The sequence below is a fragment of the Mycobacterium sp. genome (assembly GCF_965229105.1).
In the GTDB taxonomy this organism is placed as follows: domain Bacteria; phylum Actinomycetota; class Actinomycetes; order Mycobacteriales; family Mycobacteriaceae; genus Mycobacterium.
On sequence record NZ_OZ245858.1, the window covers coordinates 1513814 to 1527002 of the forward strand.

Genomic DNA, 13189 nt, shown 5'->3' on the forward strand with positions numbered 1-13189 from the left:
CACACTGCGCGATGCGGTCATGAACGCCAGGTGACCGTAGACTCAACAAAGTCAGCGAACCGCGTCGAGGGAAGCAGCCCCTAATCGTGACTGGCCAACAGTTAGACCAGGAAGAAGAAGCTCCCCGCGAAGAATGCGGCGTGTTCGGAGTATGGGCACCCGGCGAAGAAGTCGCGAAGCTCACCTACTACGGCCTCTACGCCTTGCAGCACCGCGGCCAGGAGGCGGCGGGTATTGCCGTCGCTGATGGCTCGCAGGTGCTGGTATTCAAGGATCTCGGCCTGGTCAGCCAGGTATTCGATGAGCAGACCCTGGCCGCCATGGAGGGTCACGTCGCCATCGGGCACTGCCGTTACTCGACCACCGGCTCCACCACCTGGGAGAACGCCCAGCCTGTCTTCCGTAATACGGCCGCAGGTACCGGCGTCGCGCTCGGTCACAACGGCAATCTGGTGAACACCACCGAATTGGCGGCCCGTGCGCGCAGTGCCGGTTTGGTCGGGATGCGAGGCGCGGCGGCCGCGACCACCGATTCCGACATCCTCGGCGCACTACTGGCGCATGGTGCAGCGGATTCGTCCCTCGAGCAGGCCGCACTGGCACTACTGCCCACCGTCCGTGGCGCGTTCTGTCTGACGTTCATGGACGAGAACACCCTCTACGCAGCGCGCGACCCGCACGGAGTACGGCCGCTATCTCTCGGTCGCCTCGACCGCGGCTGGGTGGTCGCCTCCGAGACGGCTGCGCTGGACATCGTCGGCGCATCGTTCGTCCGTGATATCGAGCCCGGCGAACTGCTGGCGATCGATGCCGACGGCGTCCGCTCGACCCGATTCGCCAACCCGACCCCCAAGGGCTGCGTCTTCGAGTACGTCTACCTGGCCCGGCCCGACAGTGTGATCGGCGGCCGGTCCGTGCATTCGACCCGGGTGGACATCGGTCGCAGGCTGGCCAGGGAAAGCCCGATCGACGGCGACCTGGTGATCGGTGTCCCCGAGTCCGGCACTCCCGCCGCCGTCGGTTACGCCCAGGAATCAGGGATTCCGTTCGGGCAGGGCCTGATGAAGAACGCCTACGTGGGACGCACCTTCATTCAGCCCTCGCAGACCATCCGGCAGAACGGCATTCGGCTCAAACTCAACCCGCTCAAGGAAATGATCCGCGGCAAGCGGCTCATCGTCGTCGACGACTCGATCGTCCGCGGTAACACCCAGCGCGCGCTGATCCGGATGTTGCGGGAAGCCGGCGCCCTTGAGGTGCACGTCCGCATCGCGTCGCCACCGGTGAAGTGGCCGTGCTTCTATGGCATCGACTTCGCCTCGCCCGCCGAGCTGATCGCCAACGCCGCAAACGCCGACGGGGCACAGTCGGAGATGATCGACGCCGTCCGTCACGCTATCGGCGCCGACACGCTGGGCTACATCTCCTTGGAGAGCATGGTCAGCGCCACCGAGCAGCCCCAATCCCGGTTGTGCTGTGCATGTTTCGACGGTAACTACCCGATCGAGCTGCCCAGCGAGACGGCGCTTGGCAAGAACGTCGTCGAGCACATGCTCGCCAACGCCGCGCGCGCCGGTGCAGGCCCAGTCGGCGCGGTTCAGTCGGAGAACGACAACGCGTCGGCGCTGCGCCGACCCTAGCCCAGCAAGCGATTCACCCGCCGCCGCAGCAGAATTCGCCGTACCGGCCAGACCGTCAGGGCATAAAGCCGGCCAGGCAGACCGCGGGGGCACAAGGTGACCCGCTGATCGAAGGTGCTGCCGCCGCCTGCGTGCGGACTGACCCGCAGATCCAACCAGGCATCACCGGGCACCCTTCCCCGATCGCGAAGCCGGACCGCACTTTTCGGTTCCGTCGACTCCACTCGCCAGCGGCCGCGGTTGGTGTCCATCACGGTGTCGTAGACCTGGTCGGGGGCAATAGTGGTCGTCGTCGTGACCGAATCGGACAGGACGATCTCACCTGACCAGGCGGGGTCGCTCGGCAGCGGCTCGGCGGGGCTGGCCGAACTCCATGTCGACTCGAACTCACCTCGGTTGATGTGGTCGATGGCCAGCTCAACGGATTCGCGGTACCCGGTCGATCCGTTCGGGGGTGCCGGGATCAACGCCTCGAAATCGCGTTCTCCGACGACGGCGTCACAGTGCAGCGATTCGACCAGCGGCCGGGCCAGTCCCGACGGGATGGGCGTCACCAGTCCCACCCACCAGCTCACAATCGTCGGCGTCAGGAACGGCAGAACCAGGATGTGCCGCCGACGAAGACCCGCGACCTCGGCGTAGATCTGCATCATGTCGCCGTACTCCAGCACATCGGGTCCGCCGACATCCCAGGTGCGTGAACAGGGCACCGTGACGGTGGCCGCCTCGACCAGATAGTGCAGCACGTCGCGCACCGCGATCGGCTGGACCGTGTTGTGCACCCATTTGGGGGTCGTCATCACCGGCAACCGATCGGTGAGGTGGCGGATCATCTCGAACGAGGCCGAGCCGGAACCGATGACGACACCGGCCTGCAGCACGATCGTCTCGACACCGGAGGCGATGAGGATATCGCCGACCGCGGTCCTGGACTGCAGATGCCGGGACAACTCAGCTCCCTGCGGGTGCAGACCGCTGAGATACACGATCCGGCGGACACCGGCCTTCTTGGCCGCAGTGGCGACGTTATTGGCCGCATCCCGCTCGGCGGTCACAAAGTCGTCCGAGGTGCCCATGGCGTGGGCCAGGTAGTAGACGACGTCCACACCGTCGAACGCCTCGACGAGGCTGCTCGGGTCGGTCAGGTCACCGCGGGCGACCTCGACATCGCCGTGCCAGGGGACGTCGGACAGTTTCTTCGGATCTCGGGCCATAGCGCGCACGACGAAGCCGCGGTCGATGAGTTCCGGGATCAGCCTGCTGCCGATGTATCCCGTCGAACCCGTGATCAAGCAGCGAAGACCGTCTGTACTCATAGCGTTGATTCGTAGCCGTTAAGTGCTTGGATCAAACGCAACCTGGGTCGGGGGCGTCGTCAGAGAGCGGGCTACCCGCCGGATCGATGTACAGAATCCGCAACACCAGGGGGTCGGGGCCGAGGTTGCGGCCGATGTGAACGTTGCCGGGACCGGTCGCCTCGATGATCGGATCGCCCGCGTTGTAGATGCCGTCGAGCGTGCAATCGGCTTTGAGGTGGGTCAGCGTTCCGTCGAGGACCACGCCGAACACCCTGCCTTGATGCCAGTGCCAGCCGGTACTGCCGCCGGGGGCGATGGTGATGTCCCGGGTGATGTAGTCATGGCCGTCGGCGGTGGATTGGGAAAGCACCACCGCGCTGACGCCCTCGCCGGGTGTAGCCGCCGCGTGAGCGGGTAACAGCATTGCTGTAACGAGTGTGAGCAAGGTCATGAGAAGGCGCGGGACGGTCATGGTGAGACAGGGTGACACGGATCATAGGAAGAACGCCAGGAAACGCACAGTGAGCCAGGGTTGCCGGGCGGATACCGGCATGGGTTCCGGCCCGGTAGATTGAGGCCCGATGACGGATCGCGCTGAAGACCCCGCCTTTTCCCAGGCCATCTCCTATGCGTCGGCTGGAGTGGATATCGAAGCCGGCGACCGCGCCGTCGAACTTTTCAAGCCGCTCGCCATGAAGGCCACCAGGCCTGAGGTGCGGGGTGGTCTCGGAGGGTTCGCCGGGCTCTTTGCTCTGCGGAGTGGATACCGGGAACCACTGCTGGCTGCCTCGACCGACGGGGTGGGCACCAAGCTCGCCGTCGCCCAGGCGATGGACAAGCACGACACCGTGGGACTCGACCTGGTTGCCATGGTGGTCGACGACCTGGTGGTGTGCGGCGCCGAGCCGCTGTTCCTGCAGGACTACATCGCCGTCGGGCGCACAGTCCCCGAGCGGGTGCAGGCCATCGTGGCCGGTATCGCCGACGGATGTGTGCTGGCCGGCTGTGCGCTGCTGGGTGGTGAGACTGCTGAGCACCCCGGGTTGATGGATCCCGACCACTACGACATCTCGGCCACCGGTATCGGGGTCGTCGAGGCCGATAACGTGCTCGGGCCGGAACGCGTTCGGCCCGGCGACGTGATCATCGCGATGGGCTCATCGGGCCTGCATTCCAACGGATATTCGCTGGCCCGCAAGGTGCTGTTGGAGATCGACCGGATGGACCTGGCCGGGCACGTCGAAGAATTCGGCCGCACCCTGGGTGAAGAGCTGCTGGAGCCCACCCGCATCTATGCCAAGGACTGCCTGGCGCTGGCTGCCGAGACGCAGGTCCGGACGTTCTGCCACGTCACCGGCGGCGGGTTGGCGGGCAACCTTGAGCGGGTAATGCCGCCGGGACTGACCGCCGAGCTGGAACGAGGCACGTGGACGCCGGCTCCGGTATTCGGTCTGATCGCCCAACGGGGACGCATTGACCGTGCCGAAATGGAGAAGACGTTCAACATGGGCATCGGCATGGTCGCCGTCGTCGCGCCGGAGGACACCGACCGCGCACTGGCGATTCTGACCGCCCGTCACCTGAGCTGCTGGACCCTCGGCACCGTGAAGAAGGGCAGCAAGGACACGCCGCGCGCCACATTGGTCGGGAGGCACCCGAGGTTCTGACGACCTCGGGTGAGAGTCAACGTCGAGTGAGATTCAGCGTCGCCAGCTGTCCTGGTCGCGCCAACTGTCGTCCGCGTCATCCAGTTCATCGGGTTCGCTTGTAGGCGACCCACCCAGCTCCTCTTGGAGCCGACTGAAATCGGTCTGCGGGGAGCTATATTTCAGCTCTCGAGCAACCTTGGTCTGCTTTGCCTTAGCCCGGCCGCGGCCCATGGGGGAACCCCCTCGCGCAATAACGGAGCGGCCCAACATGCAGGCGGCTCCGATCTGTGTGTTTATTATCCTGCGATTACTTTACCGTGTCCCGACGCCGAGCGCTGGCAGGCCCGGCGGCGGTGAACATCACAGGTCATCTCTTCTGCCCCCGCAGCCGATCGATGGCGACGCGTCCAGCGCCCGCGACGTCGGTCGGCGGCAGTGATTCGGCATCGATCACCGCTGCTACGGCGACGTCTCCGCCGGTCAGCAGTTCGGTATCGACGGGCAGTGCGCGCTTGACCACAGCCAGCGCCACGGGTCCGAGATCGACGTGGTCGACGACCGTCCCGAGCCGTCCAACGGCGCGCCCGCCCGCGAGCAGCGGATCGCCGGTGGCAGGGCGGTCGCCGGAGCCATCTAGGTGGACCAAGACGAGCATTCGCGGCGGCTTACCCAAGTTATGCACCCGCGCGACGGTTTCCTGGCCGCGGTAGCAACCCTTGTCCAGGTGCACAGCCCGGCCGATCCAGCCAACTTCGTGCGGGATGGTGCGTTCGTCGGTATCGACGCCCAGGCGTGGCCGCAAAGCTTCTACCCGGTGGGCCTCATAGGCCCACACGCCTGCGCGCCGCACACCCGCTTCGGTCAGCCGGCTCAGCCACGAGCTCACTTCGTCCCTCGGCACGACCAGATCGAGTTCGATGGAGCCGTTGTCGTCTGAAGGCATCCGGCGCAGGAAGCCGCCGCCGGGTAAGGCCACCGCAGCGGCCTCGTCGGGCAGCGCCGCGACGCCCAGCGCGGTCAGTACAGCTGGATCGGTCAGTCGCGGACCCAGCAGCGACAGCACGGCGAGTTCGGCGCTGGCCGGGGTGACCTGTGCCCAGAACACCATTTTGGTCAGAAAGGCCAGCAGCGGTTCGCCCCGCCAGGGCTCGGTGTCCAGATAGGTGACACCACCCAACTCGGTCTGGATCCAGTGGTCCTCAACCCGGCCCTGGCCGTCGAGGCTGAGGTTTTCAGTGGTGACGCCGTCGGGAATGGCCGCAACATGCTGAGACGAGATGGTGTGCAGCCAGCTTTGGCGCTCGGGACCTGCGAGGGTGATGACGGCGCGGTGCGAGCGATCCACCACCACGGCGTCGGTCGATGCGGCCCGCTGCTCACCGAGCGGATCGCCGTAGTGCCAAATGGCACCGGCGTCGGGCCCAGATGTGGGGGCGGGAACTGCGACTGTCACAAGGCAACACTACGGTCCACAGCCCCGGCTTATTCCCACCCTTCGCTCCGTAACTACGCTGTGTGCCCATGTCTGTGCTGGTCACGCTCGACGGCGGGTCGGTAGACCCGCAGAGCCCTCTGCTCTACGCCGACGATCTGGCCGCGGTCCGCGGGGACGGCGTCTTCGAGACGCTGCTTGTCCGCACCGGCGGACCATGCCTCGTCGAAGCGCATCTGCGTCGCCTCACCCACTCGGCAAAACTCCTGGAATTACCTGAACCGGACCTGGCGGCCTGGCGGCACGCGATCGGCATCGCGGCACGGGAGTGGACAGCCGCCGGTGACGCCGAGGGTGCGTTGCGTCTGGTCTACACCCGTGGCCGGGAAAGCGGGTCACCGCCAACGGCATACGTCACGGTCAACCCGTTGGCCGACCGGGTGGCGGTGGCGCGCCGCGACGGGGTGTCGGCAATAGCGCTCGAGCGCGGCTTGCCCGCGGTCGGCACCGATGCCATGCCGTGGCTGCTGGCCGGCGCCAAGACGCTGTCCTACGCGGTCAACATGGCCGCACTACGGCACGCCGCACACCAGGGCGCCGATGACGTCATCTTCGTCAGCTCCGACGGATACCTGCTCGAAGGGCCCCGCTCGACGGTGGTGATCGCCACCGACGGTGAGGACGGCGCAACCGGCCCCTGCCTGCTCACCCCGCCGCCGTGGTATCCGATCCTGCGCGGTACCACTCAGCAAGCATTGTTCGAGGTGGCCCGCGCCAGGGGCTACGACTGCGACTACCGCGCGCTTCGCCCGGCGGATCTCCTTTCCGCGCAAGGTGTTTGGTTGGTCTCCGCTATCACACTCGGAGCTCGGGTGCACACCCTCGACGGTCAGCCGCTGCGATTTGCACCCATCGCGGCCGAATTCGCAGGTCTCGTCGATGCCGCGATCGTGTGCGATCGCTGATGGCGAAAAACAGTTGTCGAGCCGCGAGGACGCGAGTAAGTTCGGCGGTACACAGGAGAGGAGGTGGTCCGCGAAATTGATAGCTTCATGGACATGTGAGGTGGCTGCCCGCTAGCAGCACCAGGCGAGGAAAATCACCTGCGAGCGCCGGCGAATTTCCTGCAGCCACCCGACCCCCGAGCCCCCGGTTTGTCCAACCAGGAACTAACGGCTCGGGGGTCGTTCCATGTCGGGGATCTTTAGCCGCTTGGCGGTGCGGGCATCAACGACGAGCAGGCCTGCATGGCCGTGTCCCACGTGTCCTGGTCCACCCCCGGCGGTGCGGGTGGCGTGCCGGGCCCACCGGCGGGCATCCCGGAAGGCGGCGGACCAACAGGACCACCAGGACCACCGGGACCACCCCCGGGCGGTGCGGGTACCCCGTTCTCGGTCATGCACTGCATGAAGGCGTCCTGGGCCAGTGACGTTGTCGGGGTTGCCGATGCGGCGGGTGGATCGGACGAACAACCCACCACTGCACCCAGCAATGCCGCACCGGCGGCAGCGGTCAGGGCGACACGACGAAAGCCAGATATCACGGTGAACTCCTCTGAGGTCGATTGATCATCGGAGTTGACGGTAGAAATGCTGGCTGAGCGTGGGTTATCGATCAGTTATCAGCAGGCTGTGACTGCATATCGGTGTCGCCGTGAGCCGATACCTGGCGGTGCCGCGCCGGGTGCGCAATGATGCCGCGATGCAGATGACTTCAATGCTGGTCCCCGTGTTGGCCGCCGCCGGTCTACTCACCCTCGCAGGCTGTGCACCTGCCGATGAGAAACCGGCCGCAACCGGCGCCGCGGACACCTGCGATAAGGCCTCGCTGACCACGCTGTCGTCGGGCACATTGACCTTCGGTACCGACCAGCCCGCCTACCCGCCGTGGTTCGTCGACGACGATCCGGCCAACGGCAAAGGCTACGAGTCCGCGGTGGCCTATGCGGTCGCCGACAAACTCGGCTACGCCACGGGCGACGTGAAATGGGTGCGGGTGCCGTTCAACGCCGCAATCGCGCCCGGCCCCAAGACCTTCGATGCCAATCTCAACGAGTTCTCGATCACCGACGAGCGCAAGCAGGCGGTCGATTTCTCCTCGCCCTACTACGACGTCACCCAGGTTGTCGTGAGCCTCAAGTCGTCACCGGCGGCGGGCGCCACCACCGTCGACGCACTGCGCGGACTCAAGCTGGGCGCCCAGGTCGGCACCACCAGCTACACCTCGGCGCAGGCGGTCAAACCGACTGTGCCCGTGGCGGTCTACAACAACAACGACGATGCCAAGGCCGCCCTGATCAATGGCCAGATCGATGCGCTGGTCCTTGACCTGCCCACCGCGTTCGCGGTGCAGAGTGAACTGACCGACGGTGTCATCGTCGGCCAATTACCCACGGGCACAGATAAACCCGAGCAGTTCGGCATCGTGCTGGACAAGGGCAGCCCGTTGACCGCGTGCGTATCGAAAGCCGTCGACGGATTGCAATCCGACGGGACGCTGGCCAAGCTGCAACAGCAGTGGCTGACCGAAGCCGGTGCCGCGCCGGTCCTTAAGTGACAGCACTGGCAGCCGAACGGCTGGCCTATCGGCGCTCGCGCACGCGCCGCTCCACCCTGATCGCGATGGCCTCAACGCTGGTCTTCGCCACGGTGGTCGCGTTCGCGACGATGTCGTCACCGGGGTGGCCGCGGGTCAAGGACTCGTTCTTCAACGTGCGCATTGGCTGGGACAGCCTGCCCGCACTGCTGGAGGGCCTGTGGCTCAACATCCGGGTGTTGATCGTGTGTCAGGTGCTGATCCTGATCGTGGGCCTGGCGCTTGCGGCCGCCAGGACATTGCGGGGCCCGGTGTGGTTTCCGGTGCGCGCGTTGGCAACTGGCTACGTCGACCTTTTCCGGGGGATGCCGCTGCTGATCCTGCTGTACCTGGTCGGCTTCGGTTTGCCCGGGCTACGGCTATCGGGTGTGCCCAATAATCCGGTCTTGCTCGGTGGGCTGGCGCTGGTGCTGGTGTATTCGGCTTACGTCGCAGAGGTGTTCCGGGCCGGTATCGAATCCGTGCACCCGTCACAACTGGCCGCCGCGAAATCGTTGGGGCTCAACTATCGGCGCACCTTGCAACTCGTCGTACTGCCACAGGCCGCGCGCCGGGTCACCCCGGCGCTGCTCAACGATTTCGTGGCACTGCAGAAAGACTGCGGGCTGATCTCGGTGCTCGGCGCCGTGGATGCCGTGCGGGCCGCGCAGATTCAAGCGGCGACCTCCTACAACTTCACGCCGTACGTGGTCGCCGGCCTGCTGTTCATCGCGTTGGCAGTGCCGTCCGCGCGGTTGGCCGATTGGGTGGCGCGGCGGTCGGCGACGCGTCAGGGTGCGATATGACCCAGCCGGTGCTGTCGGTGCGCGATCTGGTCAAGGCCTACGGGGATCGCACGGTGCTCGACGGGATCAACCTGGACGTGGCCGAGCATCAGGTAGTGGTGCTCATCGGTGCGTCCGGATCGGGGAAGTCGACCCTGCTGCGGTGCATCGATCTGCTCGAGGACATCGACGACGGCCAGATCCTTCTCGACGGTCGCGATATCAGCGATCCGCGGCTCGACGGTGATATCGCCCGCCGGGCGATGGCCATGGTGTTCCAGTCCTACAACCTGTTTCCGCATATGACCGTGCTCGGCAATGTCACGCTCGCACCCCGGGTCGTGCACGGCACCAACCGGCGCGACGCCGCCGAGCGCGGCCGCGAACTACTGGCCCGGGTGGGATTGTCGGATAAGGCGGACGCCTACCCCGACAAACTGTCCGGTGGACAGCAACAGCGGGTGGCGATAGCACGGGCACTGGCATACGACCCGCGGCTCTTGCTGCTCGACGAGATCACCAGTGCCCTCGACCCCGAGTTGGTCGGCGAGGTCCTCGAACTCGTCCGCGAGTTGGCCGAGTCCGGCCGGACCATCGTGATGGCGACCCATGAGATGGGATTCGCCCGCCAGGTCGCCAGCACGGTCGCCTTCTTGGACGGCGGCCGCATCATCGAATCCGGTCCGCCCGAGCAGGTCCTCGGCGCACCGAGAGAAGAGCGCACCCGCCAGTTCCTGCGCCGCATCACCGACGCGGGCCGGTTGTAACCGCTAGGGGCCCGCAGGTCCCGGTGCGAGCGACGAGCACGCCTGCATGGCCTGCTCCCAGGTGCTCGGGTCGACACCATTAGGGGCGGTGACCGGGCCCGGCTGCGGGCCCGCAGGTGAACCGGCCGGCTCGATGACACCGTGCTCGCCGAGGCAGTGCGCGAAGGCGCCGTGTTCGGCGGTGGCCGGCGTACTGGTGTTGGATCCGGGTGCAGGCGCGGGGGTGGAAGATCCGCAGCCGACCACACCGCCGAGCGCAACGCCGGCAACGAGGACGAGTGCAGGCAAGCGAAAACTCACGGATCTCCTGGGAAGGTTTGGTGTCTAACCTGCGAAGCGGGTCAGCCGTGCCGACAGATGCGGGACCAGTCCGCCGTCGGCGTCGATTCGCTCCTCGACGTAGGCCAGATCGCCGCCGTCGATGATGCCGTAGAGCCGCTTGGCCCCGCCGACCAGTCGACCCGACTTGCTGCGGGCCAGTGCGTCGGTCGCAAGTTCCCATGACGACTGGTTCAGCGGCCTGCCGTAGAACAGCTCGACATAGCCGGCCGAATGCGCCAGCAGGAGCTCGATGGCCTGTGTTTCGCTGGGATCGGCGGGGTCGTCGACGAACCGCCAGTAGCCGGTTTCCCGCAGATCGTGGCCGTCGTAGTCACCGGATTCGGTCAGCCGCCACGATCGGGCTTCCCAGTTGAGGTAGTCGCCGCCGTCGTGCGAGACGACGATCTGTTGGCCGAACCGGTAGTCACCGTCCGAGCCGTGTCCCTCGCCCTCACCGCGCCACACACCGACCAGCGGCAGCAGCGCCAGAAGCGCGTCGTGCAAGTTGGCACCTTCGCGCAGATTCGCGGTATCTGCGGGCGCCGGGAGGTCGGCGAAGGACGGAATGTTCCGCGCCGAGGTGGCTTGCGCGCGTTCGGCAGCCGCAGCTACCGCCCGGTCCGCCGAGCCTGGCGTCGGTGCACTATCCGTCACGACTCGTCAGTGATGAGCCGGTACAGCGCATACAACGCGAACCACGTGATGACCACGACGGCCGCGACAAGCATGATCTCGAAGAACAGCACCACGGGAGTGAGTCTAGTTCCTTTCCGGGCGGGTAAGACCTCTGGGCCCAGCCACGAGCGTGCGTGATTGCGCACAGTCCTGCGGCGTGTCTGCTGGAGACACGCACGCTCGCGAAATGCCGAGCTAAGCGACCTTGACGTCGACTTCGTGGATCCCCGCGCCCGACGGTGCCACCACGGCGTCACCGTTGCCCAACTTCGACAGCGCACGCACCCGCCAGGTGCCGGGTGCGGCGAAGAACCGGAAGTCACCGGTGGCCGACGCGACGACCTCGGCGGTGAACTCGTCGGAGCTGTCCAGTAGGCGGACGAAAGCGCCACCGACCGACTGGCCGGAGCCATCGACCACGCGGCCGGTGATCACCGTCTCCTTTTCCAGGTCAACACTGGCAGGCAAGGTCAATCCTTGTTTCGGTGCAGAGCACATATCAGCTTCCCAACTCGATCGGGGCGCCCACCAGGGAGCCGTATTCAGTCCAACTGCCGTCGTAGTTCTTGACGTTTTCGTGCCCGAGGAGCTCGGCCAGCACGAACCAGGTGTGCGACGAACGCTCGCCGATCCTGCAGTACGCGATGGTCTCCTTCTGTCCGTCCAGACCGGCGTCGGCGTACAGCTTGGCCAGAGCATCGTCGGATTTGAAGGTGCCATCTTCGTTGGCGGCCTTGCTCCACGGAACGCTGATGGCACCGGGGATATGACCGGGACGCTGGCTGCCTTCCTGCGGCAGGTGCGCCGGCGCGAGGATCTTGCCGGAGAACTCGTCGGGGGACCGGACGTCCACCAGGTTCTTGGTGCCGATGGCGGCGATGACCTCGTCGCGAAAGGCGCGGATGGAAGTGTCTGGATCCTTGGCGGAGTAGCTGGTGCCCGGCCGGTTCACCGCGTCGGCGGACAGGGGGCGGCCGTCGAGCTCCCACTTCTTGCGACCGCCGTCGAGCAGCTTGACGTTCTCGTGGCCGTAGAGCTTGAAGTACCAGTAGGCGTAGGCCGCGAACCAGTTGTTGTTTCCGCCGTAGAGGATCACCGTGTCGTCGTTGGCGATGCCGCGCTCGGAGAGCAGCTTGGAGAACTGCTGGGCATCGACGAAATCGCGGCGAACCTGATCTTGCAGGTCGGTTTTCCAGTCCAGCTTGACCGCACCGGCGATATGGCCGCCGTCGTAGGCGCTGGCGTCTTCGTCAACTTCCACGAAGACGGTGTTGGGCGCGTCGAGATTGCTCTCGGCCCAGTCGGCGGAGACCAGGACGTCGGAGCGTGCCATGGATTAGATCCTTTCGGTAAGCGGGAGGTGTCAGGCGGGCGTCGCGCGCAGACGCGCAACAAGGGGATAGAGCTGGCAGCCCAGGCAGATGCCGAAGGCCGCGTTGAGGAAGGCGGCGAACAAGGCCAATGACGTGGCCACGACGCCGAGGACCGGGATGCCGAGGGCGAAGCCCGCGGTGCCGACCACCGCGAAGATGAGCCCGACCAGCTGGGCGAATTTCAGCGGCGGTTGTGGTTCACGTTCGGTGACCGGACCGAGCCGCGGTGCGATCAGGGCGGCGAAAATGCGTCCGTACGGATGCTGACGCGGACCCTGGACGGCACCGATGGCGAAAACCACCGTCTGCAGTCCCAGGATGACCGCGGCTGCCACCGGGCTGACGGCGGCGGTGAGCAATGTCACAAGGAGCACCGTGGTGGTGACCCAGGCGGCGAATCGGGGTCCGCGCACGTCAACGTGGGCGGGCGCCTGGACCTGCGCGAATGGTTTGGTGCTCGGCATGAAAATACTCCTGTTGTGTGGTTTGGGGCTGGTCTTGAGCAGGCCATCAGGCCTCCTCCGAGCGCGGCGCGATAAGACGGGCGCGGCTACTCAGCAGCTACAACAACAACAGCAACAACCCGCGGTGCGGCACAGATCAACTGCGCGGCGTTTGGTGAGCGAGAGCTCAAGGCGGGTTGACACGCCCCACACCTTACCCAAAGACATAGCG

17 protein-coding genes are annotated in these 13189 nt (G+C 66.0%); 7 read left to right on the forward strand and 10 right to left on the reverse strand.

Features of this window, described 5'->3' with window-relative positions; genetic code table 11:
* Positions 1 to 86: 86 nt before the first annotated feature.
* Positions 87 to 1640 carry an amidophosphoribosyltransferase gene (purF, locus tag ADBZ9O_RS07295; protein WP_526529785.1) on the forward strand — a complete coding sequence of 518 codons (1554 nt, stop codon included), beginning with the start codon at positions 87 to 89 and terminating at the stop codon, positions 1638 to 1640.
* Here purF and ADBZ9O_RS07300 read toward each other — a convergent pair.
* Together ADBZ9O_RS07300 and ADBZ9O_RS07305 are read right to left on the reverse strand one after the other, a co-directional pair.
* On the reverse strand, positions 1637 to 2956 hold the full coding sequence (locus tag ADBZ9O_RS07300; protein WP_526529787.1) for a DUF2867 domain-containing protein: 1320 nt from the start codon (positions 2954 to 2956) through the stop codon (positions 1637 to 1639). The genes purF and ADBZ9O_RS07300 overlap by 4 nt on opposite strands.
* Positions 2957 to 2987: 31 nt before the next feature.
* On the reverse strand, positions 2988 to 3410 hold the full coding sequence (locus tag ADBZ9O_RS07305; protein ID WP_526529789.1) for a cupin domain-containing protein: 423 nt from the start codon (positions 3408 to 3410) through the stop codon (positions 2988 to 2990).
* Positions 3411 to 3519: 109 nt separating this feature from the next.
* On the opposite strand from ADBZ9O_RS07305, the gene purM reads away from it, so the two are divergent.
* A complete protein-coding gene (gene purM, locus ADBZ9O_RS07310) occupies positions 3520 to 4605 on the forward strand; it encodes a phosphoribosylformylglycinamidine cyclo-ligase (protein WP_526529791.1) in 1086 nt (361 codons plus the stop codon).
* A 33-nt stretch (positions 4606 to 4638) separates the two neighbouring features.
* On the opposite strand, the gene ADBZ9O_RS07315 is transcribed toward purM, so the two are convergent.
* Both ADBZ9O_RS07315 and ygfZ read right to left on the reverse strand, forming a co-directional pair.
* Positions 4639 to 4818 (reverse strand): DUF3073 family protein, encoded by a 180-nt coding sequence (locus ADBZ9O_RS07315; RefSeq protein WP_526529793.1) that lies wholly within the window; start codon positions 4816 to 4818, stop codon positions 4639 to 4641.
* 136 nt (positions 4819 to 4954) lie between these two features.
* On the reverse strand, positions 4955 to 6040 hold the full coding sequence (ygfZ, locus tag ADBZ9O_RS07320) for a CAF17-like 4Fe-4S cluster assembly/insertion protein YgfZ (RefSeq protein WP_526529795.1): 1086 nt from the start codon (positions 6038 to 6040) through the stop codon (positions 4955 to 4957).
* A gap of 68 nt (positions 6041 to 6108) precedes the next feature.
* Here ygfZ and ADBZ9O_RS07325 point away from each other — a divergent pair, with 68 nt between their 5' ends.
* The 5 genes from ADBZ9O_RS07325 to ADBZ9O_RS07345 all read left to right on the forward strand — a co-directional run bounded on the left by ADBZ9O_RS07325 (position 6109) and on the right by ADBZ9O_RS07345 (position 10145).
* Complete coding sequence (locus ADBZ9O_RS07325; protein WP_526529797.1) at positions 6109 to 6984, forward strand: aminodeoxychorismate lyase; 876 nt, start codon at positions 6109 to 6111, stop codon at positions 6982 to 6984.
* A 282-nt stretch (positions 6985 to 7266) separates the two neighbouring features.
* The gene (locus ADBZ9O_RS07330) at positions 7267 to 7587 is read left to right on the forward strand and encodes a hypothetical protein (RefSeq protein ID WP_526529799.1); all 321 of its coding nucleotides are present in this window, start codon (positions 7267 to 7269) and stop codon (positions 7585 to 7587) included.
* Positions 7588 to 7672: 85 nt separating this feature from the next.
* Complete coding sequence (locus ADBZ9O_RS07335) at positions 7673 to 8575, forward strand: ABC transporter substrate-binding protein (protein ID WP_526529801.1); 903 nt, start codon at positions 7673 to 7675, stop codon at positions 8573 to 8575.
* Positions 8572 to 9399, forward strand: coding sequence for an amino acid ABC transporter permease (locus ADBZ9O_RS07340; RefSeq protein ID WP_526529803.1), 828 nt, complete (start codon positions 8572 to 8574; stop codon positions 9397 to 9399). The genes ADBZ9O_RS07335 and ADBZ9O_RS07340 overlap by 4 nt, the downstream gene beginning before the upstream one ends.
* Positions 9396 to 10145 carry an amino acid ABC transporter ATP-binding protein gene (locus ADBZ9O_RS07345; protein WP_526529805.1) on the forward strand — a complete coding sequence of 250 codons (750 nt, stop codon included), beginning with the start codon at positions 9396 to 9398 and terminating at the stop codon, positions 10143 to 10145. The genes ADBZ9O_RS07340 and ADBZ9O_RS07345 overlap by 4 nt, the downstream gene beginning before the upstream one ends.
* A 3-nt stretch (positions 10146 to 10148) precedes the next feature.
* Here ADBZ9O_RS07345 and ADBZ9O_RS07350 read toward each other — a convergent pair whose 3' ends face one another.
* The 6 genes from ADBZ9O_RS07350 to ADBZ9O_RS07375 form a co-directional block, all read right to left on the reverse strand.
* Complete coding sequence (locus ADBZ9O_RS07350) at positions 10149 to 10445, reverse strand: hypothetical protein (RefSeq protein ID WP_526529807.1); 297 nt, start codon at positions 10443 to 10445, stop codon at positions 10149 to 10151.
* 24 nt (positions 10446 to 10469) lie between these two features.
* Positions 10470 to 11120: a nitrobindin family protein gene (locus ADBZ9O_RS07355; RefSeq protein ID WP_526529809.1), complete on the reverse strand. Its 651-nt coding sequence runs from the start codon at positions 11118 to 11120 to the stop codon at positions 10470 to 10472.
* Positions 11121 to 11336: 216 nt separating this feature from the next.
* On the reverse strand, positions 11337 to 11639 hold the full coding sequence (locus tag ADBZ9O_RS07360; RefSeq protein ID WP_526529811.1) for a DUF1416 domain-containing protein: 303 nt from the start codon (positions 11637 to 11639) through the stop codon (positions 11337 to 11339).
* A gap of 1 nt (position 11640) precedes the next feature.
* The gene (locus tag ADBZ9O_RS07365; RefSeq protein ID WP_526529813.1) at positions 11641 to 12474 is read right to left on the reverse strand and encodes a sulfurtransferase; all 834 of its coding nucleotides are present in this window, start codon (positions 12472 to 12474) and stop codon (positions 11641 to 11643) included.
* A 30-nt stretch (positions 12475 to 12504) separates the two neighbouring features.
* Positions 12505 to 12978 carry a DUF4395 family protein gene (locus ADBZ9O_RS07370; protein WP_526529815.1) on the reverse strand — a complete coding sequence of 158 codons (474 nt, stop codon included), beginning with the start codon at positions 12976 to 12978 and terminating at the stop codon, positions 12505 to 12507.
* A 90-nt stretch (positions 12979 to 13068) separates the two neighbouring features.
* On the reverse strand, positions 13069 to 13185 hold the full coding sequence (locus tag ADBZ9O_RS07375) for an Ms5788A family Cys-rich leader peptide (protein ID WP_526529817.1): 117 nt from the start codon (positions 13183 to 13185) through the stop codon (positions 13069 to 13071).
* Between the last annotated feature and the right edge of the window lie 4 nt (positions 13186 to 13189).